The 26,834-nt window shown below is 53.9% G+C and carries 26 protein-coding genes; 23 read left to right on the top strand and 3 right to left on the bottom strand.

What is annotated here, in order from left to right; all coding sequences use genetic code 11:
• The first annotated feature begins 206 nt into the window (after positions 1-206).
• From ccmA to mlaA, 10 genes are all read left to right on the top strand, one after another.
• Entirely contained in the window at positions 207-833 is a 627-nt protein-coding gene (ccmA, locus tag CKQ54_RS18505; protein WP_120162100.1) for a cytochrome c biogenesis heme-transporting ATPase CcmA, read from the top strand.
• 21 nt (positions 834-854) lie between these two features.
• Complete coding sequence (gene ccmB, locus CKQ54_RS18500; protein ID WP_120162099.1) at positions 855-1,514, top strand: heme exporter protein CcmB; 660 nt, start codon at positions 855-857, stop codon at positions 1,512-1,514.
• 330 nt (positions 1,515-1,844) lie between these two features.
• Positions 1,845-2,582: a heme ABC transporter permease gene (locus CKQ54_RS18495; protein WP_120162098.1), complete on the top strand. Its 738-nt coding sequence runs from the start codon at positions 1,845-1,847 to the stop codon at positions 2,580-2,582.
• Entirely contained in the window at positions 2,579-2,839 is a 261-nt protein-coding gene (ccmD, locus tag CKQ54_RS18490; protein ID WP_112287138.1) for a heme exporter protein CcmD, read from the top strand. Before CKQ54_RS18495 ends, ccmD begins: the two co-directional genes overlap by 4 nt.
• Positions 2,836-3,330 carry a cytochrome c maturation protein CcmE gene (gene ccmE, locus CKQ54_RS18485; RefSeq protein ID WP_112287137.1) on the top strand — a complete coding sequence of 165 codons (495 nt, stop codon included), beginning with the start codon at positions 2,836-2,838 and terminating at the stop codon, positions 3,328-3,330. The genes ccmD and ccmE overlap by 4 nt, the downstream gene beginning before the upstream one ends.
• Positions 3,327-5,300, top strand: a complete 1,974-nt coding sequence (locus tag CKQ54_RS18480; protein WP_120162097.1) for a heme lyase CcmF/NrfE family subunit — start codon at positions 3,327-3,329, stop codon at positions 5,298-5,300. Before ccmE ends, CKQ54_RS18480 begins: the two co-directional genes overlap by 4 nt.
• A complete protein-coding gene (locus CKQ54_RS18475) occupies positions 5,297-5,848 on the top strand; it encodes a DsbE family thiol:disulfide interchange protein (protein ID WP_112287135.1) in 552 nt (183 codons plus the stop codon). The genes CKQ54_RS18480 and CKQ54_RS18475 overlap by 4 nt, the downstream gene beginning before the upstream one ends.
• Entirely contained in the window at positions 5,845-6,330 is a 486-nt protein-coding gene (locus CKQ54_RS18470) for a cytochrome c-type biogenesis protein (RefSeq protein WP_120162096.1), read from the top strand. The genes CKQ54_RS18475 and CKQ54_RS18470 overlap by 4 nt, the downstream gene beginning before the upstream one ends.
• On the top strand, positions 6,327-7,541 hold the full coding sequence (ccmI, locus tag CKQ54_RS18465; protein ID WP_120162095.1) for a c-type cytochrome biogenesis protein CcmI: 1,215 nt from the start codon (positions 6,327-6,329) through the stop codon (positions 7,539-7,541). Before CKQ54_RS18470 ends, ccmI begins: the two co-directional genes overlap by 4 nt.
• A 34-nt stretch (positions 7,542-7,575) precedes the next feature.
• Positions 7,576-8,343 carry a phospholipid-binding lipoprotein MlaA gene (mlaA, locus tag CKQ54_RS18460; RefSeq protein ID WP_112287132.1) on the top strand — a complete coding sequence of 256 codons (768 nt, stop codon included), beginning with the start codon at positions 7,576-7,578 and terminating at the stop codon, positions 8,341-8,343.
• Between the two features lie 84 nt (positions 8,344-8,427).
• Here mlaA and fadL read toward each other — a convergent pair whose 3' ends face one another.
• Positions 8,428-9,705: a long-chain fatty acid transporter FadL gene (fadL, locus tag CKQ54_RS18455; protein WP_120162094.1), complete on the bottom strand. Its 1,278-nt coding sequence runs from the start codon at positions 9,703-9,705 to the stop codon at positions 8,428-8,430.
• Positions 9,706-10,122: 417 nt separating this feature from the next.
• Here fadL and CKQ54_RS18450 point away from each other — a divergent pair, with 417 nt between their 5' ends.
• From CKQ54_RS18450 to sixA, 4 genes are all read left to right on the top strand, one after another.
• The gene (locus CKQ54_RS18450) at positions 10,123-10,455 is read left to right on the top strand and encodes a YfcZ/YiiS family protein (RefSeq protein ID WP_113877066.1); all 333 of its coding nucleotides are present in this window, start codon (positions 10,123-10,125) and stop codon (positions 10,453-10,455) included.
• A gap of 327 nt (positions 10,456-10,782) precedes the next feature.
• On the top strand, positions 10,783-12,096 hold the full coding sequence (fadI, locus tag CKQ54_RS18445; protein ID WP_120162093.1) for an acetyl-CoA C-acyltransferase FadI: 1,314 nt from the start codon (positions 10,783-10,785) through the stop codon (positions 12,094-12,096).
• Positions 12,093-14,306 carry a fatty acid oxidation complex subunit alpha FadJ gene (gene fadJ / locus CKQ54_RS18440; protein ID WP_120162092.1) on the top strand — a complete coding sequence of 738 codons (2,214 nt, stop codon included), beginning with the start codon at positions 12,093-12,095 and terminating at the stop codon, positions 14,304-14,306. Before fadI ends, fadJ begins: the two co-directional genes overlap by 4 nt.
• Positions 14,307-14,722: 416 nt before the next feature.
• The gene (gene sixA, locus CKQ54_RS18435) at positions 14,723-15,211 is read left to right on the top strand and encodes a phosphohistidine phosphatase SixA (RefSeq protein WP_112287128.1); all 489 of its coding nucleotides are present in this window, start codon (positions 14,723-14,725) and stop codon (positions 15,209-15,211) included.
• Between the two features lie 210 nt (positions 15,212-15,421).
• On the opposite strand, the gene smrB is transcribed toward sixA, so the two are convergent.
• Positions 15,422-15,961 carry an endonuclease SmrB gene (smrB, locus tag CKQ54_RS18430; protein WP_120162104.1) on the bottom strand — a complete coding sequence of 180 codons (540 nt, stop codon included), beginning with the start codon at positions 15,959-15,961 and terminating at the stop codon, positions 15,422-15,424.
• Between the two features lie 203 nt (positions 15,962-16,164).
• On the opposite strand from smrB, the gene prmB reads away from it, so the two are divergent.
• The 6 genes from prmB (at position 16,165) to CKQ54_RS18400 (ending at position 20,942) form a co-directional block, all read left to right on the top strand.
• Positions 16,165-17,097, top strand: coding sequence for a 50S ribosomal protein L3 N(5)-glutamine methyltransferase (gene prmB / locus CKQ54_RS18425; protein WP_113877013.1), 933 nt, complete (start codon positions 16,165-16,167; stop codon positions 17,095-17,097).
• Between the two features lie 91 nt (positions 17,098-17,188).
• Positions 17,189-18,274, top strand: coding sequence for a chorismate synthase (aroC, locus tag CKQ54_RS18420; protein ID WP_120162091.1), 1,086 nt, complete (start codon positions 17,189-17,191; stop codon positions 18,272-18,274).
• 85 nt (positions 18,275-18,359) lie between these two features.
• On the top strand, positions 18,360-19,133 hold the full coding sequence (gene mepA / locus CKQ54_RS18415; protein ID WP_425272815.1) for a penicillin-insensitive murein endopeptidase: 774 nt from the start codon (positions 18,360-18,362) through the stop codon (positions 19,131-19,133).
• Positions 19,134-19,178: 45 nt separating this feature from the next.
• Positions 19,179-19,979: a sulfite exporter TauE/SafE family protein gene (locus tag CKQ54_RS18410; RefSeq protein ID WP_113877015.1), complete on the top strand. Its 801-nt coding sequence runs from the start codon at positions 19,179-19,181 to the stop codon at positions 19,977-19,979.
• A gap of 102 nt (positions 19,980-20,081) precedes the next feature.
• Positions 20,082-20,639 carry an elongation factor P hydroxylase gene (locus CKQ54_RS18405; RefSeq protein ID WP_113877016.1) on the top strand — a complete coding sequence of 186 codons (558 nt, stop codon included), beginning with the start codon at positions 20,082-20,084 and terminating at the stop codon, positions 20,637-20,639.
• Between the two features lie 24 nt (positions 20,640-20,663).
• Positions 20,664-20,942, top strand: a complete 279-nt coding sequence (locus CKQ54_RS18400) for a YfcL family protein (protein WP_112287122.1) — start codon at positions 20,664-20,666, stop codon at positions 20,940-20,942.
• A gap of 73 nt (positions 20,943-21,015) precedes the next feature.
• Here the strand turns inward: CKQ54_RS18400 and mnmC are convergent, their stop codons facing one another.
• The gene (gene mnmC, locus CKQ54_RS18395) at positions 21,016-23,046 is read right to left on the bottom strand and encodes a bifunctional tRNA (5-methylaminomethyl-2-thiouridine)(34)-methyltransferase MnmC2/FAD-dependent 5-carboxymethylaminomethyl-2-thiouridine(34) oxidoreductase MnmC1 (RefSeq protein WP_120162089.1); all 2,031 of its coding nucleotides are present in this window, start codon (positions 23,044-23,046) and stop codon (positions 21,016-21,018) included.
• A 169-nt stretch (positions 23,047-23,215) separates the two neighbouring features.
• Between mnmC and fabB the strand changes: the two genes are divergently transcribed.
• The 3 genes from fabB to CKQ54_RS18380 all read left to right on the top strand — a co-directional run bounded on the left by fabB (position 23,216) and on the right by CKQ54_RS18380 (position 26,715).
• Positions 23,216-24,436 (top strand): beta-ketoacyl-ACP synthase I, encoded by a 1,221-nt coding sequence (gene fabB / locus CKQ54_RS18390; RefSeq protein WP_120162088.1) that lies wholly within the window; start codon positions 23,216-23,218, stop codon positions 24,434-24,436.
• A 232-nt stretch (positions 24,437-24,668) separates the two neighbouring features.
• On the top strand, positions 24,669-25,154 hold the full coding sequence (locus tag CKQ54_RS18385) for a DUF2946 domain-containing protein (RefSeq protein WP_113877018.1): 486 nt from the start codon (positions 24,669-24,671) through the stop codon (positions 25,152-25,154).
• 85 nt (positions 25,155-25,239) lie between these two features.
• On the top strand, positions 25,240-26,715 hold the full coding sequence (locus CKQ54_RS18380; protein ID WP_120162087.1) for a PepSY-associated TM helix domain-containing protein: 1,476 nt from the start codon (positions 25,240-25,242) through the stop codon (positions 26,713-26,715).
• Positions 26,716-26,834 lie beyond the last annotated feature (119 nt).

Genomic DNA, 26,834 nt, shown 5'->3' with positions numbered 1-26,834 from the left:
CCGAGATAAGCATAGGCGAGGCTGCGAGATTATGAAGAGATATACAGAAAAGTTACAAACCATTAACCCATGAACCTTATGGGACATTTTGCGGATTGTTTGCTGGATTTCAGGGTTTTCAACCCTGTAAACTGTGGCCCCCTAAGCTGCGTCGCGCCTGACGCCTGTGATATGATGCGCGCTTGTGAAAAATAAGAGACATCACCATGTTTGAAGCCCTTAACCTGAGCTGTGTACGCGATGAGCGTACCTTGTTTAGCGGCTTAAGTTTCACGATCGAACCGGGTGAAATGGTGCAAATCGAAGGCCGCAACGGCGCCGGTAAAACCAGTTTACTGCGAATTCTTGCCGGATTGTCTTCTCCGGAGGCCGGTGAAGTCCGCTGGCAGGGCGTGAATACCCGCCGCCAGCGCGACGTTTTCCATCAGCAACTGTTGTATCTCGGTCATCAGCCTGGCGTTAAGTCAGTGCTTACTGCGTATGAAAACCTTGCCTTCTATCAGTCCGTGAACGGAACTGCCAGTGCTGATGCTATTTACCAGGCGTTAGAAAATGTCGGCCTGCTGGGTTATGAGGATGTCACGGTGGCGCAAATGTCCGCCGGGCAGCAACGGCGTGTGGCGCTGGCGCGTTTGTGGCTGAGTGACGCACCGCTGTGGATCCTCGATGAACCGCTGACCGCCATTGATAAACAGGGCGTGTCCACGCTGATTGAACTGTTTGAACAACACGCGCAGCAGGGCGGAATGGTATTGCTGACCACGCATCAGGATTTACAGGGCGTTAACCGCGATGTGCGAAAAATTCGTCTGACCAGCGCTGAGCTGGCGTGACGCGAAAGGAAAATAAACAGAATGTTTACTAAGGTTCTGCGCCGCGAGCTGAAAATTGCCTTTCGCAAAAGTGCCGAAATCATTAACCCGCTGTGGTTCTTCCTGATTGTCATTACGCTGTTCCCGCTGGGGATTGGTCCTGAGCCGAAACTGCTGGCGCGGATTGCACCCGGTATCGTCTGGGTCGCGGCGCTGCTTTCTTCTTTGCTGGCGCTGGAAAGGTTGTTCCGTGATGACTATCTCGATGGCACGCTTGAGCAGCTGTTGTTATTGCCATCGCCGCTGGCGCTCACGGTTCTGGGGAAAGTATGTGCTCACTGGGTGGTAACCGGTTTGCCATTGCTGATCCTCTCCCCGCTGATTGCCTTGCTGCTTTCTCTGGATTTTGAAACCTGGAAAGCCGTCGCGCTGACGATTTTACTGGGGACGCCGACGCTGAGTTTTATCGGTGCGATTGGCGTGGCGCTGACCGTCGGACTGCGCAAGGGCGGCGTTCTGCTGAGTTTGCTGGTGCTGCCGTTGTATATTCCGGTGCTGATTTTTGCCACCGGCGCGATTGATGCGGCGTCGATGTCGATGCCCATCGGCGGCTATCTGGCGATCCTTGGCGCGATGCTGGCGGGGAGTGCCACTCTGACTCCTTTTGCCACCGCGGCCGCCTTGCGAGTCAGCGTTCACTAACCCGTCATACTTCGAACCGCAGATGCGTTGGCTGCTCTTCGCCACCCGAATCACTTACTTGTGTAAGCTCATCGGGATGACGTCGTTTGCCGCCTTCCCGCAACTCGAATTATTTAGGGTTAACTTTTACGCTGGCCTTAACACAGAATTTTTTTTACGTGTCGTTACAATAGAGAAGAAAAATCGCAACCTTTGACTAACATCACACTTCTCTATAGTGAACAATAGAGACGCCGATAATAACTGCGGATGATTTTAACTGACCGCATAAGAGCCCGGTGAGGCTCCATGGCATCACACAGTGACATTTTATAGTGAGCAACGATAACAATGTGGAAATGGTTACATCAACTCGCAAGGCCTGAACGGCTTTACCACGTCTGTGGCCGGTTCATTCCCTGGCTCGGAATTTTGGGTATTGCCTGCCTGCTGATCGGCTGGGTGTGGGGCTTTGGTTATGCACCGCCAGATTACCAGCAAGGGAACAGTTACCGGATCATGTATATCCATGTTCCGGCGGCGATCTGGTCGATGGGCATTTACAGTTCGATGGCGATTGCGGCCTTTATCGGGCTGGTGTGGCAGATGAAAATGTCCGACATGGTGGTATCCGCAATGGCACCCGTTGGCGCTGTTTTCACGTTTATCGCACTGGTTACTGGCTCCGCGTGGGGCAAACCGATGTGGGGCACCTGGTGGGTGTGGGATGCACGCCTGACGTCCGAACTGATGTTACTGTTCCTGTATCTTGGCGTGATTGCGTTGTATAACGCCTTCGACGACCGCCGTCTGGCTGGCCGTGCCGCCGGTATTCTGGTGCTGGTCGGCGTGGTGAACATTCCCATCATCCATTACTCCGTACAGTGGTGGAACACGCTGCATCAGGGCTCGACCAACATGCAGCAGACCATCGACCCGAGTATGCGTTATCCGCTACGTTGGGCGATTTTCGGTTATCTCTTCTTCTTTATTACCCTGACGCTGATGCGTTTACGTAACCTGATTTTGGTTCAGGAGCGTCTGCGTCCGTGGGTGGCCGGTCTTGTGAATAAGGAGCGCCGCGGATGAGCCCTGCATTCTCCAGCTGGCATGATTTCTTTGCGATGGGCGGCTATGCATTTTATGTGTGGCTGTCGGTCGCGGCGACACTGATTTCCCTGATTGCGCTGGTGGCGCATACCTTTATTCAGCGCCGTCAGATCCTCGATGAAGTTCGCCGCCGTCAGGCACGCGAAAAACGTATTAGTCAGTCTCAGTCTAAAAAACAGCAAGGCGCGCAGACGTCACCGCTGGAACCGGACACTTCCCCGGAGAAGTTATTGTGAATCCACGTCGTAAAAAGCGTTTGTCGCTGGCGCTGGTGGTGCTGATTGGCCTTGGTCTGAGCATTTCACTGGTGATGTACGCGCTGCGCTCGAATATTGATTTGTTCTATACACCCAGTGAAATTCTGCAAGGTAAAGGCGAAAACCACGAGATGCCGACGGTCGGCCAGCGCCTGCGTATCGGCGGGATGGTGATGCCCGGTTCGGTGAAGCGTGATCCGAAAAGCCTGCAGGTGAGTTTTAAAATTTATGATGCGCGCGGCGCGATTGCCGTGACTTATAACGGCATCCTTCCGGATCTGTTCCGCGAAGGGCAGGGCGTGGTGGCGCAGGGCGTGATGGAGCCGGGAAATGTAGTGAATGCCATTCAGGTTCTGGCGAAACACGACGAAAAATATGTGCCGCCGGAAGTTGCCGACGCCATGAAAGAAAACCATAAAGGGCCAGCTTCGGCTTATGTGGGTAACGATAAAGGAAATGACCGCTCATGATGCCGGAACTGGGAACATTTGCACTCTGTCTGGCGTTAGGTCTGGCGGTGTTACTGAGTATTTACCCGCAATGGGGCGCGGCGCGGCAGGATAACCGGATGATGGCGATGGCGCGTCCGTTGTCTTACGGGATGTTTGCCTGCATCGTGCTGGCGTTTGCCATTCTGGTCCATGCGTTTGTGGTGAATGATTTCACCGTCGCGTATGTCGCCAATAACTCCAATACCCGTCTGCCGGTGTATTACCGCGTGGCGGCGACCTGGGGCGCACACGAAGGTTCGCTGCTGCTGTGGGTGTTATTGCTCAGTTGCTGGACGCTCGCCGTGGCATTGTTCAGCCGCCGTATGCCGCAGGATGCAGTGTCGCGCGTGCTGGCAGTGATGGGCATGATCACCGGCGGATTCCTGCTGTTTATTTTGCTGACGTCGAATCCGTTTATCCGCTCGCTGCCGAATTTCCCGGTAGACGGCAGTGACCTGAATCCGGTGTTGCAGGATATCGGGCTGATTTTCCATCCGCCATTGCTGTACATGGGTTACGTCGGTTTCTCAGTGGCGTTCGCGTTTGCCATTGCCTCGTTGATGGCCGGACGTCTGGACACCGCGTGGGCGCGCTGGTCGCGTCCGTGGACACAAGCTGCGTGGGTATTTCTGACCATCGGTATCGTGCTCGGTTCTGCCTGGGCATATTACGAATTAGGCTGGGGCGGCTGGTGGTTCTGGGATCCGGTTGAGAACGCCTCCTTTATGCCATGGCTCGCCGGGACAGCGCTGATCCACTCGCTGGCCGTGACCGAAAAACGCGGGACGTTCAAAGCCTGGACGGTGTTGCTGGCGATCACCGCCTTCTCGCTGTGCCTGCTCGGGACTTTCCTGGTGCGTTCCGGCGTGCTGGTTTCGGTTCACTCGTTTGCCTCAGATCCGGCGCGCGGCATGTTTATTCTCGCGTATCTGGTGATTGTGATCGGCGGCTCGCTGCTGCTGTATGCCTTCAAAGGCAACTCGGTGCGTGCGCCAAGCCGGCACGAATTGCACTCTCGCGAAAGCTATCTGCTGGGTAATAACGTGCTGCTGGTGGCGGCGATGCTGGTGGTATTGCTCGGAACATTGTTGCCGCTTATCCACAAACAGCTCGGACTGGGCAGTATTTCTATCGGCGAACCTTTCTTTAATACGATGTTTACCTGGCTGATGGCTCCGCTGGCATTGCTGCTGGGGATCGGCCCGCTGGTACGCTGGCGTCGTGATGAGCCCAGCAAACTGTGGCGTCGTCTGGGTGTTGCGCTGGTCGTCACGCTGGTCTTGTCGATTCTTCTGCCGTGGTTATTGCAGGACAAAATTGTTGGCATGACCGTGGTCGGTCTGCTGATGTCGGTGTGGGTGATTGTGCTCACGCTGATGGAACTGCACGAGCGCGCGACGCACCGTCATACGTTCTGGCGCGGCCTGACCAAACTTTCCCGCAGCCACTGGGGCATGGTGCTCGGCCATCTCGGCGTGGCGGTGACTGTTATCGGCATCGCCTTTAGCCAGAATTACAGTGTTGAACGTGATGTGCGCATGAAGGCCGGCGATACCGTGGATATTCATGATTATCACTTTATCTTCCGCGACGTTCGCGACATCACCGGCCCGAACTATACCGGCGGTGAGGCGAATATCGATGTCACGCAGAACGGCAAGAAAGTCACCACGCTGCATGCTGAAAAACGCTTCTACAGTGTGGCGCGCAGTATGATGACTGAAGCGGCGATCGACGGCAATCTGGCGCGTGACCTGTATGCAGCGCTGGGTGAAGAGATGGACGACGGCTCGTGGGCGGTGCGTTTATACTACAAACCGTTTGTCCGCTGGATCTGGCTGGGCGGCCTGTTTATGGCGGCCGGTGGCGTACTGTGTATTCTCGATCCGCGTTATCGCATGAGTAAAAAACTCAAGAAACAAGGTCTGGCGGAGGCTGATGAAGCATGAACCGTAAACTCCTCTTTATTCCGCTGATCTTGTTCCTGGCGCTGGCTGCGGCTTTTCTGGTGCAACTGACGCGCAATGCCAACGGCGACGATCCGACACTGCTGGAATCTGCGCTGATCGGCAAACCTGTGCCGGTGTTTAAACTGGAATCACTGGCACAGGCCGGTAAAACCTACGATCAGTCGGTATTGCGCGACGGCAAACCCATGTTGCTGAACGTCTGGGCGACCTGGTGCCCGACCTGCCGCGCCGAGCATGATTATCTGAATACGCTGGCGGCGAAAGGTGTACGCGTGGTTGGCCTGAACTACAAAGACGACCGGCAGAAAGCGGTCAGCTGGCTCAATACACTGGGCAATCCTTACATGCTGAGTCTGTACGACGGCGACGGCATGTTAGGGCTGGATCTCGGTGTGTACGGCGCGCCGGAAACCTTCCTGATCGACGGAAAAGGCATAATCCGTTATCGCCATGCCGGTGATTTGAATGAAAAAGTCTGGCAGAACGAAGTATTGCCGCTATACAAAAAATACGGAGGCAATGCATGAAGCTGATTTCTTCATTACCTGCTTTGCTGCTGGGCATGATGCTGAGTATCAGCGCCTTCGCTGCCATTGATACTTATCAGTTTTCCTCTCCGGCTCAGGAGCAGGAATACCGTGATATCACGGCGCAGCTGCGCTGTCCGAAATGTCAGAACACCAATATTGCAGCATCGGATTCTATTATCGCGGCGGATATGCGCACCAAAGTTTTCCAGCTGCTTCAGCAGGGGCAGAACAAACAGCAAATCGTGGATTACATGGTCGCACGTTACGGCAACTTTGTGACCTACGAACCGCCGGTGACGCCATCCACCTTTATATTGTGGCTCGGGCCGGTGCTGGTGGTCATTATCGGCGCAGCCATGATTTTTATGCGTTCCCGCCGGGGCGAAGTGCGTTTGCAAAATACGACTGAAGAAATGTCAGAACAAGAGAGACAGCGCCTGGCGCAGTTACTTAAAGACAGCGACAGGAAAGGATCATGAGTATTTTTTGGCTGTGCATTGTAGTGATGCTGGTTATTGCCCTGGCGCTGTTTATTGTGCCGGTTATTCGCGGCGACCGCGCGGAACACACGTCCCGCGATGCGCTGAATAAAGCGTTTTATCATCACCGTCTGACTGAGCTGGAAGAAGACGAAGCGCAAGGCGTGGTAGACGAGCGTCCGGCGCATATTCAGGAATTGCAGGAAAACCTACTGACCGATATTCCGGCGGGTCAGGCGCCTGCTGCCATTCAGCCGATTGGCCGCTGGACGCTGGTGCCCGGCGCTATCCTGCTGGTTGTCATCACGCTGGGTTTATATCTCTATGCCGGGGGGCTGGGCCAGGTGAGTGCGTGGAATCAGGTCATGCAGCACATGCCGGATTTGCGCCATCGTATTGCCGATGATCACGGTGCGCCGCTGACGGCTGCGGATGTGCAGGATTTAGGGCTCGGATTGCGTACCGATTTACAGGCAAATCCAGATAATGTGCAGGACTGGGTGATGCTTGGCCGTGTGGGGATGGCGCTCAATAATGCCGCCACCGCGACGCAGGCTTATGCTCATGCGTATCAGCTTGCGCCGAACGATATGTCAGTGAAACTGGGTTATGCCGAAGTGCTGACCCGTTCTTCTGATCCGCAAGATAACCTTACCGGCGGCAATCTTTTACGCAGTATGCTGGAAAAATCTCAGGGTGATCTGCGTGTGTTAAGTCTGCTGGCCTATAATGAATATGAGCAGGGTCATTATCCGCAAGCCATTGGCGCGTGGGAAGTTATGCAGAAAATTCTGCCAGCCGGTGATAAACGCCTTGAGATGGTTAACGCCAGTATTGCGCAGGCAAAACAAAAAGCCGGTCTTGATCAGGTTAAACTGGCGGTAAACGTGACGCTTTCTGCGGATGCGCAGGAGAAACTTCCGCAGGATGGCACGGTCTTTATTTCCGTAACAGATGGCAGCAGTCCGGTACCGGTTGCGGTGAAAAAGCTGCCGCTGAGCCGCTTCCCGCTGGCGATTACTGTCGATGACAGTAACGCAATGATGCCGGAACGCTTGCTTTCTTCGCTGCATCAATTAAAAGTACGCGTTCGTATTTCACAGAACGGTCTGGCAACGCCAGCCTCTGGTGACTGGTACGGCGACAGTCCGCTGACTGATTTTTCCGGCAACGGTCAGGTCAGCATTGAGATTAATCAGCAGGTTCCTTAATCAGGAACCGACGATCAAAAACAGGGAGATATCCATGAACTTACGCCTGACTGGGCTGGCGTTTGCGACAGTTTTACTGGTCGGTTGTGCCGGCACATCCGGATCTTCGGACAGCGAACAGCAGGGACGTTCTGATCCGCTCGAAGGTTTCAACCGGGTGATGTTCGACTTCAACTATAACTATATGGATCCTTACCTTGTGCGGCCTGTTGCCGTCGCATGGCGTGATTACGTGCCACAACCGGCGCGTAACGGGACCAGTAACTTCCTCAGCAACCTCGATGAACCCGCCAGCATGGTCAACTCCTTGCTGAAAGGCGATCCGTACCGTGCTGCAATCCACTTCAACCGTTTCTTCCTGAACACGCTTCTGGGGATGGGGGGGCTGATTGACGTGGCCGGTATGGCGAACCCGAAACTGGCGCGCGAAGAAGCCCAGGGCTTCGGTAGCACGCTCGGTCATTATGGTGTCGGTTACGGTCCGTACGTGGTTCTGCCAGGTTACGGCAGCGCGACTGTGCGTGACGAAGGTGGCGATCTGGTGGATGATTTGTATCCGATGCTCAGCTATCTGACATTCTGGATGTCAGCCGGTAAATGGGTACTGGAAGGCGTCGAAACCCGTGCAGAACTTCTCGATTCAGATGGTCTGATCCGTAACTCTTCTGATCCGTATCTGTTTATCCGTGAAGCTTACTTCCAGCGTCACGACTTCCTGGCGAGAGGCGGTCAGCTGACGCCACAGGAAAACCCGAACGCGGCATTGATTCAGGGTGACCTGAAAGATATCGACTCGGAATAACGGTTCCGGAGATACAAAAAAAGCGCCTTTCGGCGCTTTTTTCATATCTGACGTAACATTCAGTTCATCAGAAGCTGGGGTTCATCAGAAGCTATAGTTAAAGTTCGCGCCGTACAGCATAGCGGTGCCTTTAGCCTGGAATTCATAGTTCGGCACGCCGTCAGCCACTTTCTCGCTGATATTCACCGTCTGGCCATGCATGTAAGACACACCCACATCGACGGATGCATCTTTATTGAAGGCATACGTGGTACCCGCAGATACCCAGAAGCGGTCCTGATCCGGGATAGAAATGGTGCGGTTATCAGCCGGAACCGGGCTGTCATCGAAGGCGATACCGGTACGGAACGTCCAGTTATCATCGTAGTAATAGGTGGTACCTAACGCGATGCGATAAGCATCATGGTAGCCTTCTTCTTTCTGGAACAGGGTCTGGCCGTTAGAACCGGTAGCTTTCAGCTCCTGGAACTGGCTCCAGCTGGTGTAAGCCAGGCTGTAGTGAATCGCCCATTTCGGTGCCACTTTGTTATAACCGGACACTTCCCACATTTCTGGCAGGTTCAGGGTCAGGGAACCCGGAACGGTGTGACCGCCCGTGCCGCCTAACGCCTGCGGAATGCCGTTGCGGTATTCGCCGTCAAAGTCGATTTTAACTTCTGAGCGATAAGTAAAGCCGTAACGGTTATTGTCATCGACTTCATAAAGAATACCGGCGTTCCAGCCGTAGCCCCACTCGTCGCCTTTCAGCTTGGCGACTTCAGTATCGGCTGGCAGCAGGCCGCCGGTTTTAATCGGCACCAGTTCACCGGCAGTACGACGGATTTTTGCTTTCGCGTAGACAGCATCAAAGCCCACACCGAAGCTGAAATTCTGGTTCAAACGGTAAGCAACACTTAAGTTAGTGTTTATGGTGGTGAGATCTGTTTCACCGCCAATCGGGCCTGCCGGATAGTTATCGCTAAATTCTGTCGCCAGACCGTAGTTAGACGTCGCAGATGCGCCAACCGCCCATTGATCATCCAGCGGCATAATAAAGTGGATATTCGGCACCCACTGATTTGGCGCAATATTATCATCACTGGTGCTGGCACCGGTGACCGGGGATTTCCCCGTCACGCTGACGTCCGGGTCGACATAAATCGCGCCCATAGAAAACGCCGGGCGGTTAAACATGGTCATGGTTGCCGGGTTACGGCTACCGGATGCGGCGGTGTCAGCAATAGCACCTTCGCCTGAGAATGAACGACCCAAACCCGCAGCAGTATATTCATTTAACTGAAAACCTGCCGCGTATACGTTGGAGGAAACAATTGCCACTGCAGCTGCCAGAGCTGATCTTTTAAACAGGTTTTTCTGGTTCATGACCAAAACCTCAATATTATGTTTTTTATCAAACAATGTTACATCAAGTAACAATGAGCGCGGGATTGTAGGGTTCGTTATCAGTCTGACAAATCAGACCAGTGAGCGAAGTATAGGTCTGACCTGTGGTGTAGTTGCAATAATGTTTCATTGATATTTAAGAAATGATGCAAGAAATTGGATCCACTTAACAAAAAACCAACAATAAAAGTTCAATTAAGAAACGTTAAAGTGAGAACGATGACGTAGTTTTAATCGATTACTTACATATACGTGATCTGGATCACTTCAAAGGCACATAATAAGTAAGTGCTAGTGTGTTGTCAGAACGGTGGCGTAAAATACAGGCTGGAAATAAAACTTTATTCGCAAACAGGCCAGACGGTGGACGTTGCCGTTGATGCCGGGGAGAAAATTATGTCTGACGTAACCATGTCCTCTAAATCCACCCAACCTCTGCACTCCATCAACAAATGCGGCGCAGAAGAAACCGCAGCCTGCTGCTGTGTTGATGTGGGCACCATCATGGATAACACCGATTGCACCGCATCTTACAGCCGCGTTTTTGAAAATGAAGCACAGGCTAAAGAAACGCTGGAAGCCCTGACCGAACGCGCACGCGGCGTCGAATCTGAGCCTTGCGAAATCAAGAGCCGTATCGAAAAAGTGGAAGGCGGCGTTGAGCTGAATATCGATTTCACTTTCAGCTGCCAGGCAGAAACCATGATCTTCCAGTTAGCCTTACGCTGATCCCCGTCATACTTTGAGCCGCAGATGCGTTGGCTGCACTCAGTAACCCGAATCACTGACTTATGTCAGCTCATCGGGATTACTTCGATTGCCGCCTTTCTGAGACTCAAATTATTTAGGGGAAGTTTTAAATTGTAATACCGCTTATATAAGCGGTATTTTTTTGTCCGCTATTTCTGCCCGCTGCCTTTCTTCTCATTCTTATTTCAGAAAAATTTGCTGTTGCTCGCACTTCATTGCCTTTCACTTTGCCAAATGTAAATACATAGTTAAAACTGAGTTATCAGGTCTGACCTCTTAAGACCCTATTTTTTCTCAGGAGCTTGTATGAATAAAGTCATTCCACTGGTGACACGTGAAGGCGATCGCATTGCGATTGTCGATGGTTTGCGTACGCCGTTTGCCAAACAGGCCACCGCCTATCACGGCATTCCCGCCGTAGACCTCGGCAAAATAGTGGTCAGTGAGCTACTGGCGAAAAGTGGGATCGACCCGAAGGTCATCGATCAGCTGGTATTCGGGCAAGTCGTGCAGATGCCGGAAGCACCAAATATTGCGCGCGAAATCGTCCTCGGCACTGGCATGAATGTGTCGACTGACGCCTACAGCGTTTCGCGTGCCTGCGCCACCAGTTTTCAGGCGGTCGCCAACGTCGCGGAAAGCATTATGAGCGGCACGATCAGCATCGGGATTGCAGGCGGAGCCGATTCGTCTTCGGTTCTGCCGATTGGCGTCAGCAAACGTCTCGCCCGCGCCCTGGTGGACGTCAATAAAGCGCGCACGTTGTCGCAGCGTCTGTCCATTTTCAGCAAACTTAAACTGCGCGACCTGATGCCGGTGCCGCCTGCTGTGGCTGAATATTCCACCGGCCTGCGCATGGGCGATACTGCGGAACAGATGGCGAAAAGTCATAATATTTCCCGCGAACAACAGGATGAACTCGCGCACCGTTCTCACACGCTGGCGGCACAGGCGTGGGAGCAGGGCTATCTGAATTCTCAGGTGATGGCCGCGCAGGTTCCGCCTTACCGTGAAGTGCTGCAAAAAGACAACAACATCCGCCTGAATTCTGAAATCGGGCAATACGCAAAATTGCGTCCGGCGTTTGATCGCAAACACGGCACCGTGACCGCCGCGACCAGTACGCCGCTGACCGACGGCGCGGCCGCGGTACTGATGATGAGCGAATCGCGGGCGCGTGAACTCGGTCTGCAGCCTCTCGGTTATCTGAAAAGTTTTGCTTTTGCCGCCATCGATGTGTGGGAAGACATGCTGCTTGGTCCGGCTTATGCCACGCCGCTGGCGCTGGATCGTGCCGGTCTGACGCTCGGTGATCTTGACCTGATTGATATGCACGAAGCATTTGCCGCGCAGACCCTAGCGAATATCAAAATGTTAGCCAGTGATGAATTTGCCCGTGAGAAACTTGGCCGCAGTCAGGCAGTTGGCGAAATAGACTGGGATAAATTTAACGTTCTGGGCGGATCACTGGCTTACGGCCATCCTTTTGCCGCGACTGGCGCACGAATGATCACCCAGACTTTGCATGAATTACGCCGTCGTGGCGGAAAATACGGGCTGACGACGGCCTGTGCCGCCGGTGGCTTAGGCGCAGCAATGATTCTGGAGGCAGCGCAATGAGGGATAATATGGAAAACCCAAACATTCCGGAAATCACTCCGGCAGAACCGGTTTCTGCTTTTTCACTGATGTTCACCGCGGAGCACGTCGGAATTATCACCATCGATGTTCCCGGCGAAAAGGTGAATACCTTAAAGGCTGAATTCGCTCAACAAATTTGTACCATTCTGCAAAAAGCCCAGCAATATCCCAGTCTGAAGGGGCTGGTGCTGGTTTCCGGTAAATCCGACTCATTTATTGCCGGTGCGGATATCACCATGATATCGGGTTGTAAGAGCGCCGATGAGGCCAGCAATCTGGCGCGAAAAGGGCAGACGGTAATGTCACAAATAGCTTCGTTTCCGGTACCCGTTGTTGCGGCCATCCACGGTGCCTGTCTGGGCGGCGGACTTGAACTGGCGCTGGCGTGCCATTCACGCGTCTGTTCCCTCGATGATAAAACGCAACTCGGCCTGCCGGAAGTCCAGCTTGGCTTGCTGCCGGGCTCCGGCGGCACACAGCGTCTTCCGCGCTTAATCGGTGCGCCGAAAGCACTGGATATGATGTTAACCGGTCGCAGCATTCGCGCGAAACAGGCGCTGAGAATGGGACTGGTGGATGACGCGGTACCTTATTCAATTTTGCTGCAAACGGCACTTGAGCGCGTGGTGAAAGGGCGTCAGTCACGTCCGCCATTGCCATGGCAGGCGCGGCTGGCGGGTGGCCCGTTGGGCAAAAGTGTGCTGTTCCATTTTGTGCGCAAACAAACCCGCGCCAAAACGCATGGCAATTATCCGGCGACTGAAAAGATTATTGATGTGGTGAAAACCGGCCTCGATCAGGGCAGCGGCAATGGCTATCAGGCTGAAGCGAAAGCCTTTGGCGAACTGGTCATGACGCCGGAATCGGCGGCATTGCGCGGCCTGTTTTTCGCATCCACTGCGCTGAAAAAAGAAAAGGGTGGCGACGCCGAACCCTTGCCGGTACGCCGCGTGGGCATTCTCGGTGGTGGCCTGATGGGCGGTGGGATCGCCAACGTGACTGCCACCAAAGCCGGACTGCCGGTGCGCATCAAAGATATTAATCAGGAAGGTATCCGTCATGCGCTGAAATACAGCTGGGATTTGCTGGAGAAAAAGGTGCGCAGCCGCAGGCTGACCCGTAACGAACAGCAACGCCAGATGATGCTGATTTCCGGCACCACCGATTACAGTGGTTTTGCGCAGATTGATATCGTGGTGGAAGCGGTGTTTGAGGATTTGTCTCTCAAACAGTCGATGGTGGCGGAAATCGAGAATAACGCCGCTCCGCGCACAATATTTGCTTCAAACACGTCTTCACTGCCTATCCATAAGATTGCAGAGCAGGCCAGCCGGCCTGAACTGGTGATCGGCCTGCACTATTTTAGTCCGGTGGATAAGATGCCGCTGGTGGAAGTGATACCCCATGCAGGAACCAGTGCGCAGACGATTTCGACCACAGTTTCCCTGGCGAAGAAACAGGGGAAAACAGCGATTGTGGTCGGCGACAGCGCCGGATTCTACGTAAACCGTATTCTTGCGCCGTACATCAATGAAGCTGCCCGCTGTTTGCTGGCGGGCGAACCTGTCGATCACATTGATAAAGCGTTGGTGAATTTTGGTTTCCCCGTCGGCCCGATACAGTTGCTGGATGAAGTGGGTATTGATGTCGGCACCAAAATCGGTCCGATTCTGGTGGATGCATTTGGTGAGCGTTTTGCTGCGCCATCAGGTTTTGATGCTGTGCTGAAAGACGATCGCAAAGGGCGTAAGAACGGCAAAGGTTTCTATCTCTACGGGCAAAAAGGCCGGACGGCGAAGAAGAAACAGGTCGATCCTGCGATTTACCGGCTGCTGAATGTCACGCCGAAAGCGCAGCAGTCAGAAGAAGAGATCGCGCAGCGCTGTGTGATGCTTATGCTCAACGAAGCGGTACGCTGTCTGGATGAGCAGGTGATCCGCCGTGCGCGGGATGGTGACCTGGGTGCGGTGTTCGGCATTGGCTTCCCGCCATTCCGTGGTGGTCCGTTCCGTTACATCGATACACTCGGTGCAGCGCACGTGGTGAAAACGCTTGATCAGCTGGCGCAACGCTATGGCGAGCATTTCCGGCCATGCGAAGGGCTGGTGCGCAGGGCTGAGCAGGGCGAGCCCTGTTTTTTGACAGACGGCCCGGCAGACGGCACCGGCGAAAAGGTCAGCAAAGTGTGACAGCTGTCACTGCTTATTACTGAGTTTCGCGGGAATCTGGAATAGATCCTGCTTGTGGCCAGCCGAAGGCCTGCGGGATCTTTTTTATGGTGAGACTGACTTTGTACAGAAACAATCCCAAACGATTGATCTACAACCCGAGTGGTTAAATAATCGCCTGAACAGTTTACAAGCAGTAAGTGTTGGTGTAAAAAACAGCGTTTTCTTTACGTGAACTTTCAGGCAAAATGCCCGACCGCTGATACTTACCATGCAAAGCATGTGGGCACAGCCGGTTAAGTGGATGTACTGCCTTACAGCTATCTTGTAATGAGAAAGGTCATTTGAAACATGATGAAAAACAGCTGGGCAATGGGTAATACAGCACGCACGGCGTTTCTGTATAGCGCTATTTTTGTTAACAAAAGCGGTGCAATATGCAAGTTGTAATTATGCGTCACGGTGATGCAGTTCTCGAAGCTGCAAGCGACTCAGTTCGCCCGTTAAGCGAATGCGGATGTGACGAATCAGTACATATGGCGGCCTGGCTGAATGGTCGTGGCGTTAAAATTGATCGTGTTCTGGTCAGTCCGTATCTGCGTGCGCAGCAGACGCTTGAAAAAGTTCGCCAGTGTCTGTCTCTGCCTGAAAACGTAGAAATTGATATTCTCAAGGAACTGACGCCGGGCGGTGATCCTGCTCTGGTCGCCAGTGAACTGCAACATCTGGCGCTGACCGGCGTCAGTGCCGTGCTGGTGGTGTCTCACCTGCCGCTGGTCGGTTATCTGGTTGCAGAACTCTGTCCTGGCGTTTGCCCGCCGATGTTCGCCACGTCAGCCATGGCCAGCATCGAGTTAAACGGTGAAACCGGGCAGGGCAGCTTTGACTGGCAGTTTAGCCCATGCCAGGTGATGGCCAAAGTATAATCCCCGTCATACTTCGCATTGCAGATGCGTTGGCTGCGCTCACTTTCCCCGGTCACATAGTTATCTATGCTCCCGGGGATGCGTTCACTTGCCGCCTTGCTGCAATCCGAATTATTTAGGGGGTCTGTTCTGAGACAGACAGTTCAGCGACAGACAAAAGAAAGGCACAGCTTTGGCTGTGCCTTTCTCGTTTCTGAAGGTGGGAATGGGTCAGCTGATTTTGTCATCCAGTTCCACCAGCACCAGCAGGGCGGCGGTGCCACCGAGTTCTTTCGGCGCCTGGTGGAAGGCTTCGACGTCAGGATGCTGCGCCAGCCATAGCGGGGTTTGTTGCTTGAGAATATGTTTGCCGTGACCGTGCATCACGCAGGCGCAATGGACGTGCTCGCGGCGGCAGGCGGCGATCAGCGCACCTAATTCCTGCTTGGCTTCTTTCTGCGTTAAGCCGTGTAAATCGAGGAACAGCTCGGGCGAATAATCCCCGCGGCGTAATTTTTTCAATTCAAAATGACTGACGTCTGGCCGGATATGGCGAACCGGACCTTCTTCCTGCAACATCGGCTGGAATTCATCAGAAAAATAATAACTCGCGTCCACCTGCTCCTGAATCAGCTTTTTAGGTGACAGTTCTGCCACTTTTTTTCGCGGCGGGCGGTGCGTAATTGTATCGTTTTTCAGGCGCTTGACGCCCGGTACAGCCTCGCGGAATAACGCCGTTTCTTCCGGGCTGAGCAGGTGCTTTTTCTTCATCATTTCATCGTCATTTTCGCTCAATCCACACAGTGTACCTTCCGTCGCCCTGCGGTTTAAAGAAAACTCAGGGTTAAATTCTTCGAGACATCGCGCAAGTGCGTTGACTAGCTGCTGATTTGTGGCGGGCTTCGTGGCAAACTATGCGGCAAATAATGGGTTAAACGTCTGTTAAAAACCCGTGCACTGCCTGGAGAATAAAATTGGACAAAATTTTCGTCGACGAAGCTGTCAGTGAACTGCATACCATTCAGGATATGCTGCGCTGGACCGTCAGCCGCCTGAACGCGGCCAATGTCTATTACGGTCACGGCACCGATAACCCGTGGGACGAAGCAGTGCAGCTGGTTTTGCCAAGCGTGTTTTTGCCGCTCGACATTCCTGAAGATATGCACACCGCGCGTCTGACTTCCAGCGAGCGCCACCGCATCGTTGAGCGCGTGATCCGCCGTGTTAACGAACGCGTACCGGTCGCTTATCTGACCAATAAAGCCTGGTTCTGCGACATGGAGTTTTATGTCGATGAACGCGTGCTGGTGCCGCGTTCTCCGATTGGTGAACTTATCAACAACCGCTTCGCCGGGATCCTGCAGGATAAACCGCAGCACATTCTCGATATGTGTACCGGCAGCGGCTGTATCGCTATCGCCTGCGCTTACGCGTTCCCGGAAACCGAAGTGGATGCGGTAGATATTTCTGCCGACGCGCTGGCAGTGGCCGAGCGCAATATCGACACGCACGGCATCGAGAACTGGGTGACCCCAATTCGCTCTGACCTGTTCCGCGAATTGCCTGCGTTGCAGTACGACCTGATTGTGACCAATCCGCCGTATGTGGATGAAGAAGATATGTCTGACCTGCCGCAGGAATATCGCCACGAGCCTGTACTGGGTCTGGCTTCCGGCAGCGATGGCCTGAAACTCACCCGCCGCATTCTGTCCTGTGCGCCGGATTACCTGACCGATAACGGCGTGCTGGTATGTGAAGTGGGCAACAGCATGGTGCATCTGATGGACCAGTATCCTGATATTCCGTTCACCTGGCTGGAATTTGAAAACGGTGGCGACGGCGTATTCATGCTGACCAGGCAGCAGCTGATAGATTGCGCTGAACATTTCAAAGCGTACCGCGACTGATCAAAAAATTGCGATTGATCGACTAAAAAATAATGGCCGGTTCATCACCGGTCATTCAGAAAACAATCAACATAATGGTTAAGGAGCCGTGATGGCAGGGAACAGTATTGGGCAGTTTTTCCGCGTCACTACTTTTGGCGAATCCCACGGTGTGGCACTGGGCTGTATTATTGACGGCGTGCCGCCGGGTATTGCGCTGACCGAAGCAGACCTGCAACACGATCTCGACCGTCGTCGTCCGGGCACCTCGCGTTACACCACGCAGCGCCGCGAAGCCGATGAAGTAAAAATTCTTTCCGGCGTTTTTGAAGGCGTGACCACCGGCACCAGCATCGGTCTGATTATCCAGAATACCGATCAGCGTTCTCAGGATTACAGCGCGATCAAAGACGTGTTCCGTCCGGGACATGCGGATTACACCTACGAACAAAAATACGGCGTGCGCGATTATCGAGGCGGCGGTCGTTCTTCTGCCCGTGAAACCGCGATGCGTGTTGCTGCTGGCGCGGTTGCCAAGAAATATCTGGTGGAAAAATTTGGCGTTAAAGTGCGCGGTTATATGTCCCAGATGGGCGATATCACCTGTGAACTGAAAGACTGGGATTTGGTCGAAACCAACCCATTCTTCTGTCCGGATGAAAGCAAGCTGGAAGCGCTGGATGAACTGATGCGTGCGCTGAAAAAAGAAGGCGATTCCATCGGCGCTAAAATCACCGTCGTGGCAGATCACGTGCCGGTCGGTCTTGGCGAGCCGGTGTTTGACCGTCTGGATGCCGATCTGGCGCACGCGCTGATGAGCATCAATGCGGTGAAAGGCGTGGAAATCGGTGACGGCTTTGCGGTGGTGAATAAACGCGGCAGTGAAAACCGTGATGAAATCACACCGAACGGTTTCGAAAGCAACCACGCAGGCGGCATTCTTGGCGGGATCAGCAGCGGTCAGCCGGTTGTTGCTCATCTTGCGCTGAAACCTACCTCCAGCATTACCGTTCCGGGACGCACGATCAACCGTGAAGGTGAGCAGGTCGAGATGATTACCAAAGGTCGTCATGATCCTTGCGTGGGTATCCGCGCCGTGCCAATTGCCGAAGCGATGATGGCGATCGTGCTGATGGATCACTTATTGCGTCAGCGCGCCCAGAATGGCGACGTTCATTCTTCCGTGCCACGCTGGTAATTCATTGATGAAAACCTTACGCACATTTGCAGCGATAAAAGCCGTCAGCGCCGGTCTTCTGGCGCTGGCGCTTTGCGCACCTGCGATGGCAGCAACGCCGTGGCAGAAAATCACCCACCCTGTCGCAGGCACGCCTGAAGCGATCGGCAGCTATGCCAATGGTTGTCAGGTTGGCGCTCAGCCATTGCCGCTGAACTCGCCGGCTTATCAGGTCATGCGCACCGATCAGCGCCGTTATTTCGGCCAGCCGGATTTACTGGCCTTTATTACCCGTCTCGGCACGCAGGCGCAGCAAAAAGGCCTGGGTACTATGCTGGTCGGTGATATGGCGATGCCAGCCGGTGGTCGTTTCAGCAGCGGTCACGCCAGCCATCAGTCAGGGCTGGATGTGGATATCTGGCTGCAACTGCCGCGCCAGCGCTGGAGCGAGCAGATGCTGCTCAAACCGCAGCCTATCGATCTGGTCAGTGCTAACGGTAAATCCATTGTGAAGAGCCAGTGGCAGCCACGGATTGAAACGCTGATCAAAATGGCCGCGCAGGATAAAGACGTCGTGCGGATCTTCGTCAATCCGGCCATCAAACAGCAATTATGTCTGGATGCCGGAACGGATCGTGAGTGGCTGCATAAAGTGCGTCCGTGGTTTGGTCATCGCGCGCACATGCACGTTCGCCTGCGTTGTCCGGTCGGTAATCTTGAGTGTGAGAATCAGGCACCGCCACCTCCGGGTGATGGTTGTGGCGCTGAGCTGCAAAGCTGGTTCCTGCCGCCGAAACCGGGCAGAGGAACCTCTGTGAAAAAAGAGCCGCCTCCGTTGCCGCCTTCATGTCAGGCGCTGCTGGATAAACACGTTCTTTAACAGGTTTCACTTACTCTTCGCCACGCATAGCGAGCTGACAGAAAAATGGACTGGTTGATTGTTGCCCCGTGGGTTTTAGTGGTTTTATTTTTCGTTGCACTGTTTGCCGGTTTCATTGATTCCATCGCGGGTGGTGGCGGGCTGATCAGCCTGCCAGCGCTGCTCGCGGCGGGGGTTCCGCCAGCTCAGGCGATTGCGACCAATAAGCTATCGTCTATAGGCGGATCCTTTTCTGCCAGCCTGTACTTTGTGCGGCGTGGTGTGGTGGATCTTAACGATCAGAAGCTGAATATTGCCTGTACCTTTGTCGGTTCGGTGATTGGTGCGATCCTTATCCAGCACCTTCGCGCTGACATGTTGCGTCAGGTGCTACCGCTGCTGATCATCTGCATCGGTTTATATTTTTTACTGACGCCACGGCTGGGTGAAAGTGACCGGGCAAGACGCCTAAACGCATTGCCGTATGCGCTGGTGGGCGGCGGTTGTGTTGGTTTCTATGATGGATTTTTTGGTCCCGGTGCCGGTTCTTTCTACGCGCTGGCCTTCGTGACGTTATGCGGGTTTAACCTGGCAAAAGCCACGGCACATGCGAAAGTCCTGAATTTCACTTCAAACCTGGGCGGCCTGATCTTCTTTATACTGGGCGGCAAAGTGATTTGGGTGCTGGGATTTGTCATGGCCGCCGGACAGTTTATCGGCGCACGACTGGGCGCACGTATGGTACTCAGTAAGGGTCAGAAGATGATCCGCCCGATGGTGGTCGCTGTTTCCGTCGTCATGAGCTGCAAGCTGATTTACGACAATCATGGTGCCGAAATTCATCAGTGGTTAAGCCTGCATTTATAATGTCCGGAGCAGCAGAATGCTTGCCCGAAGTCATGAAAACACGCGTTTAAACAGGGGTATATTGTCGCCCCTGATCTTACTTTAACGAGTTTCACTGCAATTATGTCTGATTCGACTGCAACACATAACTATCATCAATTGATCGACATTTTTGATTCCTGCTTTTTTGAGGAATTCAACGTTCGCTTAGTGAAAGGCGACGACGAACCGATCTATCTGCCTGCTGATGAACAAGAACCGTTTAACCGCATTGTGTTCGCACACGGTTATTACGCCAGCGGCATGCATGAAATTTCTCACTGGTGCGTGGCCGGTGCTGAGCGCCATAAACTGGTGGATTTCGGCTACTGGTATTGCCCGGACGGTCGTGACGCACAAACGCAAAGTGAATTTGAGAAAGTGGAAATCAAACCACAATCTTACGAATGGCTGTTCTGCGCGGCGGCGGGTTTTAATTTCAACGTCAGTTGTGACAACCTGAGCGGCGATTGCGAGCCGGACCGCGTGGGTTTCCAGAATAAAGTCCGTGAAGAAGTGTTGCGTATGCTGGAGCAGGGCATCCCTGAAAGACCGGCGCGCTTTATTAAAGCGTTACAATCGTTTTACAATACGGCCCCTTTGACGCCTGCAGATTTCCCTGCATTGCAGCCGATCGAATAAGAACTGAACACGAGAGGAAGAGTAATGATCGCAGAATTTGAAACGCGGATTTTAACGCTGATCGACGATATGGTCGAAAGCGCCAGCGACGATGAGTTATTTGCCAGTGGCTATCTGCGAGGCCACCTGACTGTCGCCGTGGCAGAAGCGGAAGAGAACGGTGAACACACCGCTGAAGCGTTGAAAATCCGTGTTCAGGATGGTCTGGACAAAGCCATCAGAGCCGGCGAACTTTCGCCGCGCGATCAGCTTCTGGTGCAGGGGATGTGGGAAAATCTGTATCAGGCATCTCTCCCTCAGTAATCTCTCTTCATTAAAAAAAAGCGCAGCGACGGATTAACCGGCTGCGCTTTTTTATTGTCTGAGAAGGGGCGGATTAATGCGATTCGACCGGGCGGCCTTTCAGCAGCTTTCTGACCCACATGCGGTTCGGGTTCAATGCTGCCAGCGTTTCGCTGTCCATAGGTATCGGTTCACCGGCAATCTGCGCGGCCAGTATTTCTGCACCCAGCGGCGCGGAACTTAGCCCGCGCGAGCCCAGCGCACCAAACAGGAACAAGTTTTCATAGACCGGCGCTTCTGCAATGGGGCGATGGCGCTTAACATCCAGATCCAGCTTTTTATAACTTTCCAGTAACGCATCGTAATCCGATACGGAGCCGATCATCGGCAGGTGATCCCGCGTCGCACAACGCACACCGTTACGCGCTTCACCTTCACTGACATCCACGTCATGCGGCCATTGCTGTTCCGGCAGACAGCTGATCAGACGCTGGCGGTTTTCCTGCTGATCGTCGTCGCGGTAATCCGTGCATTTGTCTGCGCGGTGATAGCTTGCACCGATGCAATGATGCTGATTTTGCGGGCTGACCGGCGTCATATAGCCGTCGTAACACAGCACCTGCTTCAGTTTGCTCAGCGCCGGTGTGGTTGGAATATGCGAAACCTGACCGCTGACCGCGTAAACCGGCAGTTTTTCCGTCTGGCTGAAATCCGTAATATCCGCGCCGTTCGCCAGGACGACAGCCTGATGACAGGTTGTGTGCCCGCTGGCAAAGGTCAGCGTCCACTTTGAATCGCCGTCAGATTCTAATGCGGTCACACGCTGACCATAATGCACGGTTAAGCCTTGCGTTTCGGCAAGCGAAATCAGTGAGGCGGTCAGTTCGGCCGGGCACAGCCAGGCGCCGAGCGGATAGGTGATGCCGCCGCTGCCGCACGGTAATCCGCACAACGCTTCAACGTCTTCTTCGCTCAGTCCTTTTGCCAGTTCTTCCGGCCAGCCGCCTTTGAGGATCCCGTCGATTTTGCCCTGACTTTTTTCGTCATAACCGAGTTGCGTCACGCCGCTCCAGCCGTGATCGAAAGGCACATCCCGTTTTTCAAGCTGCGCATACTGACGGCGGGCGAAGGTGAAAGCGTGAGCAAAGAAGTTTTCCAGCGTATCACCACGACCATTGAGCAGTGGATAAACCGCGCCCTGACGGTTGCCGGAAGCGCCGAGTGCTGGTTTTTCATCGGCGCAATACAGCGTGACCGCGTATCCACGCCGAAGCAGCGCCAGCGATAACACGGCGCTGGCAACACCGCCGCCTGACACCGCGAATTCTGTGGCATTTTTTGCTGCGGGACGCACATACCACGGCGCGGGATGCGGTACATCAATTTTTGCCGGCAGCACACCGGCTAACATATGCCGCTTTTCGCCGAATCCCGGCACCTTGCTGATGTCAAAACCTGCGTCCTGCAATCCGCGGCGCACGAAACCGGCCACGGTAAATGTCGCGAAGGTGCCTTGCGGACGGGTCATTATCGCCATCGAACGGAATAAGTCTTCGGTCCACATGTCGGGGTTTTTGGAAGGCGCGAAGCCGTCAAGAAACCAGGCATCGACCTGCTGATTCATACTGGTGTCACATGCGGGCAGCAGGGTAGTCACATCGCCGAACCACAGATCGAGCGTGACTCGTCCGCCCGCCAGCAGCAGGCGATGGCAGCCGGAGAAGGCCATCGGCCATTGTTCGCAAAGCTGTGCGGAATACGCAGCGATTTCGGGCCACTGCGTGTGCGCTGTCGCGAGATCACGGGCAGACAGCGGGAATTTTTCGTAACTGATGAAATGCAGACGTTGCAGCGTGGCGTCAGGGTTTTCGGCGTGAAACGCATCGAAGGCCTGCCACAGCGACAGAAAGTTCAGACCGGTGCCAAAACCGGTCTCCGCGATGATACACAGCGGGCGAGGGTGCGCGGCAAAACGCGCCGGAAAATGGTTGCCGTTGAGAAAAACATGACGGGTTTCCAGCAGGCCGTTCTGGTTGGAAAAATAGACGTCATCAAAATGTCGGGAAACAGGTGTACCCTGTTCGTTCCAGCTTAATTCGGCGGGCGTGATCGGGTTATGGCTCACGTGAAACTCTCTCAGTTCAAGGCGATGCCGGAGTTTAACGCTGCGTTTGACCCTGCGCAAATTTACCACGATTTACACAAGGAATTGCTGATCGGACTTGTTCGGCGTACAACTGTACGCTAGAGTGCGTGACGAAATCCCAAATGGTGAATAGTACAAGAGGTATTAAATGAAACGTGCAGTGATTACTGGCCTGGGTATCATCTCGAGCATCGGTAACAACAAGCAGGAAGTTCTTGCATCTCTGCAGGAAGGTCGCTCTGGGATCACCTTCTCGCAAGAGCTGAAAGATGCCGGGATGCGTAGTCACGTCTGGGGTGATGTCAAATTAGACACCGCAGGCCTTATCGATCGTAAGATTGTGCGTTTCATGAGTGATGCCTCGATCTACGCTTACCTGTCCATGCAACAGGCGATTGAAGACTCCGGTCTGACCTCTGAAATGGTCTCCAACGAACGTACCGGCCTGATTGCAGGTTCCGGCGGCGGTTCACCACGCAACCAGGTTGCGGGTTCCGACGGTATGCGTGCCAAAGGCCTGCGCGGCGTGGGTCCCTACATGGTGACCAAAGCGATGGCCTCCGGCGTTTCTGCCTGCCTCGCGACGCCGTTCAAAATTCGCGGTGTGAACTATTCCATCAGTTCTGCCTGCGCCACCTCTGCACACTGCATCGGTAACGCGGTAGAAATGATTCAGCTGGGCAAACAGGACGTTGTGTTTGCAGGCGGCGGTGAAGAACTGTGCTGGGAAATGGCGTGTGAATTCGACGCGATGGGCGCACTGTCCACCAGCTACAACGAAACACCAGACAAAGCTTCCCGTACCTACGACAAAGCGCGTGACGGTTTCGTTATCGCAGGCGGCGGCGGTATGGTTGTTGTCGAAGAGCTGGAACATGCTCTGGCACGTGGCGCACACATCTACGCAGAAATCGTTGGCTACGGCGCAACGTCTGACGGCGCAGACATGGTGGCTCCATCTGGCGAAGGCGCAGTGCGTTGCATGAAAATGGCAATGAACGGCGTGGATACCCCAATCGATTACGTTAACGTGCACGGAACTTCCACTCCGGTCGGCGACGTGAAAGAACTGGGTGCTATCCGTGAAGTGTTCGGCGATAAAACCCCGGCGCTGTCTTCTACCAAAGCCATGACCGGTCACTCTCTGGGTGCCGCTGGCGTTCAGGAAGCCATTTACACCTTGCTGATGGCTGAACACGGCTTCATCGCGCCAAGCATCAACATCGATAATCTCGATGAGCAGGCAGAAGGCATGGACATCATCACTAAACCGACTCAGCGCGAGCTGACGACAGTGATGTCTAACAGCTTCGGCTTCGGCGGCACCAACGCCACGCTGGTCATGCGTAAGCTGAAAAACGACAAATAATTCCCGTCGTTCATGTCTGAATAAAAGCCTGCTTCCGAGCGGGCTTTTTTACATCTGTCATCCTTCGAACCGCCTCTGCGTTGGCTTCGTTCATTCACCTCAGTCATTTACTTTTGTAAGCTCCTGAGGATTCATTCTCTCGCCGCCTTGATGCAACTCGAATGATTTTGGATATGTTTCTCAACAATTCAGGTACAATTTCGCCGCTTCTTATTTTCACCTTGTTGACATAATGCTCTCACTCAGACACCTCCATCATCGACATCTGCATGTTCCGGCCTGGCTCGGAATTGTGGCGATCCTGATGTTGTTTATTGCGCCGGTGATTTCCAAATCACTGGTGGCTGAGGGTGCGCAGCATATGATGATGCCCGGCATGATGATGTCCGATATGGACATGGATATGCCGGACGCAGAGATGGCTGACATGGCGTTGTCAGACCATCACGTCTCATCTATGGAACATTGTCAGAAGCAAACCTGTAAATCAGCGCCGCAGGATGCGGTGAAAGCGATGCTTTCCGGTGACATGAGCGATGCCGCGTGCGGTTATTGCGTGCTGCTGGTGCATTTACCGATGCTCGATTTACAGGCCATGCCGATGCTGTGGTCGCTGGATTTCTCCAGCCGTGCCCCACCGCGCGCTGTCATACAACGTCTGATCCCTTCACTGTTCTTCACGGATTCCCAACCCCGCGCACCACCTGTTTTTCTGTAACAGCCTCTGAATAATTTCTTTCAAGTCAACCGCGATTTTTATCGCTGTTGACGGCGTGCTATTTGAAATTCAGGAAATCAGATTTATGAATCAACCTGCAAACCTGCCTTCCGGCGCGGGTAAAAAAATGCCTGCGCAAGCGGCCTTTATGGCGTTGCTGCGCCGTGTGCATTTTTACATTGGCCTGTTCGTGGGCCCGTTCATTTTTATCGCGGCACTGACCGGCACGTTATATGTGCTGACCCCTCAGTTCGAAAATTATCTCTACTCTGATGCGCTCTTTACGTCCTCACAGGGCGAACCACAGCCCCTTTCGCGACAGATTGATGCGGCGCTAAACGTAACCGGTCAGGATAAAAAGATTTATGCGGTCAGACCGGCACCGTTCGAGGGGGAAACGACGCGGGTGATGTTTTCTGATCCGCAACTCGGGGCATCCAAAAGCCGTGCGATTTTTATCGATCCCATCACGCTGGCGGTGAAAGGCGACATGACGGTGTACGGCACCAGCGGTATTTTGCCTTTCCGTACCTGGCTGGATGATTTACATCGTGGCCTGTTGCTGGGCGATGCAGGGCGCATTTACAGCGAACTCGCCGCTTCATGGCTATGGGTTGCCGCGCTTGGCGGAGTCGTCCTCTGGCTGACCAGCCGCAAATCCCGTACGCCGCGCAAGCTGAGTGAGAAAATCGAGAAACAGCAGCACAGCCGCCGCTGGCACAGCTCGCTCGGCCTGATATTACTGGCGGGCTTGCTGTTCTTCTCCGCTACCGGTCTGACGTGGTCACAATGGGCTGGAGACAATATTGGCGTACTGCGCGCTTATATGGGCTGGATGACGCCTGCCGTGAAAACCAGTCTGGATCCGCTGGCAGAGGCTGTACCGGCCGATGAACATGCGGAGCATCATGCGCAAATGGCAGACATGCCTGATATGCCGGGAATGAACATGTCAGAACACGCAATGCCTGCTGTGCCGCAGGCTGTAACAGTTTCTTCTCCGGCTTTTGATGCCGTTGTTCAGGCGGCGCGTGATTCGGGGATTGAGGCGCATAAAATCGAAATTCGCCCGGCTTATTCAGCCGGTAAAGCCTGGACGGTGACGGAAGTGGACCGCAGCTGGCCGACGCAGGTTGATGCGGTTTCAGTCGACCCCCGTTCGATGCAGATTGTCGATCACACCCGTTTTGCTGATTTTCCTCTGCTCGCCAAACTGACCCGCTGGGGTGTGGATGCGCATATGGGGATTCTCTTCGGTATCTGGAATCAGGCCATTCTGGTGATTTTTGGAATCGGGCTTTGCGTGATGATTGCCTGGGGATATCGTCTGTGGTGGCTGCGCAGAACGGTCAGTAATGACGCCAGTAATCCGGCTGTTACGCTGTTACAAACCTGGAGAACCGTGCCGTTCAGTCTGCAATGCCCGATTTTTGTCATCACTCTCGGGCTGGCGATTTCCCTGCCGGTGATGGGGGCGAGTCTGGTGATTTTTCTGCTGATAGATGTTTTCCGCTGGCAGAGAAACAGGCGTGCAGTGAAAGTCCAGTCTGCTGTCGGTTAAACCTGCGCGGACGTGACGTGACATAAACAATTTGCGGGACGTGCCGCAACATCATGACGGGGCTCTGTATGAGCCTCGTTTTTTTTGCGCGATGTCGCGGAGAAATCATTTTTGCAGTG

The organism is Rahnella variigena, assembly GCF_003610915.1.
Classification (GTDB): domain Bacteria; phylum Pseudomonadota; class Gammaproteobacteria; order Enterobacterales; family Enterobacteriaceae; genus Rahnella; species Rahnella variigena.
Note: the sequence above shows the minus strand (reverse complement) of the source record. Positions and strands in the feature narration are given on the sequence as shown.

Bases quoted from the DNA above. Each gene is read 5' to 3' on its own strand.
- fadJ (WP_120162092.1), top strand. From the start codon at position 12,093: ATGAGGGATAATATGGAAAACCCAAACATTCCGGAAATCACTCCGGCA.
- CKQ54_RS18450 (WP_113877066.1), top strand. From the start codon at position 10,123: ATGTCTGACGTAACCATGTCCTCTAAATCCACCCAACCTCTGCACTCC.
- CKQ54_RS18495 (WP_120162098.1), top strand. From the start codon at position 1,845: ATGTGGAAATGGTTACATCAACTCGCAAGGCCTGAACGGCTTTACCAC.
- CKQ54_RS18475 (WP_112287135.1), top strand. From the start codon at position 5,297: ATGAACCGTAAACTCCTCTTTATTCCGCTGATCTTGTTCCTGGCGCTG.
- CKQ54_RS18410 (WP_113877015.1), top strand. From the start codon at position 19,179: ATGGACTGGTTGATTGTTGCCCCGTGGGTTTTAGTGGTTTTATTTTTC.
- sixA (WP_112287128.1), top strand. From the start codon at position 14,723: ATGCAAGTTGTAATTATGCGTCACGGTGATGCAGTTCTCGAAGCTGCA.
- ccmI (WP_120162095.1), top strand. From the start codon at position 6,327: ATGAGTATTTTTTGGCTGTGCATTGTAGTGATGCTGGTTATTGCCCTG.
- ccmA (WP_120162100.1), top strand. From the start codon at position 207: ATGTTTGAAGCCCTTAACCTGAGCTGTGTACGCGATGAGCGTACCTTG.
- fadL (WP_120162094.1), bottom strand. From the start codon at position 9,705: ATGAACCAGAAAAACCTGTTTAAAAGATCAGCTCTGGCAGCTGCAGTG.
- mlaA (WP_112287132.1), top strand. From the start codon at position 7,576: ATGAACTTACGCCTGACTGGGCTGGCGTTTGCGACAGTTTTACTGGTC.
- ccmB (WP_120162099.1), top strand. From the start codon at position 855: ATGTTTACTAAGGTTCTGCGCCGCGAGCTGAAAATTGCCTTTCGCAAA.
- fadI (WP_120162093.1), top strand. From the start codon at position 10,783: ATGAATAAAGTCATTCCACTGGTGACACGTGAAGGCGATCGCATTGCG.
- ccmD (WP_112287138.1), top strand. From the start codon at position 2,579: ATGAGCCCTGCATTCTCCAGCTGGCATGATTTCTTTGCGATGGGCGGC.
- CKQ54_RS18380 (WP_120162087.1), top strand. From the start codon at position 25,240: ATGAATCAACCTGCAAACCTGCCTTCCGGCGCGGGTAAAAAAATGCCT.
- CKQ54_RS18385 (WP_113877018.1), top strand. From the start codon at position 24,669: ATGCTCTCACTCAGACACCTCCATCATCGACATCTGCATGTTCCGGCC.
- mepA (WP_425272815.1), top strand. From the start codon at position 18,360: ATGGCAGCAACGCCGTGGCAGAAAATCACCCACCCTGTCGCAGGCACG.
- CKQ54_RS18405 (WP_113877016.1), top strand. From the start codon at position 20,082: ATGTCTGATTCGACTGCAACACATAACTATCATCAATTGATCGACATT.
- fabB (WP_120162088.1), top strand. From the start codon at position 23,216: ATGAAACGTGCAGTGATTACTGGCCTGGGTATCATCTCGAGCATCGGT.
- CKQ54_RS18470 (WP_120162096.1), top strand. From the start codon at position 5,845: ATGAAGCTGATTTCTTCATTACCTGCTTTGCTGCTGGGCATGATGCTG.
- CKQ54_RS18400 (WP_112287122.1), top strand. From the start codon at position 20,664: ATGATCGCAGAATTTGAAACGCGGATTTTAACGCTGATCGACGATATG.
- CKQ54_RS18480 (WP_120162097.1), top strand. From the start codon at position 3,327: ATGATGCCGGAACTGGGAACATTTGCACTCTGTCTGGCGTTAGGTCTG.
- smrB (WP_120162104.1), bottom strand. From the start codon at position 15,961: ATGAAGAAAAAGCACCTGCTCAGCCCGGAAGAAACGGCGTTATTCCGC.
- aroC (WP_120162091.1), top strand. From the start codon at position 17,189: ATGGCAGGGAACAGTATTGGGCAGTTTTTCCGCGTCACTACTTTTGGC.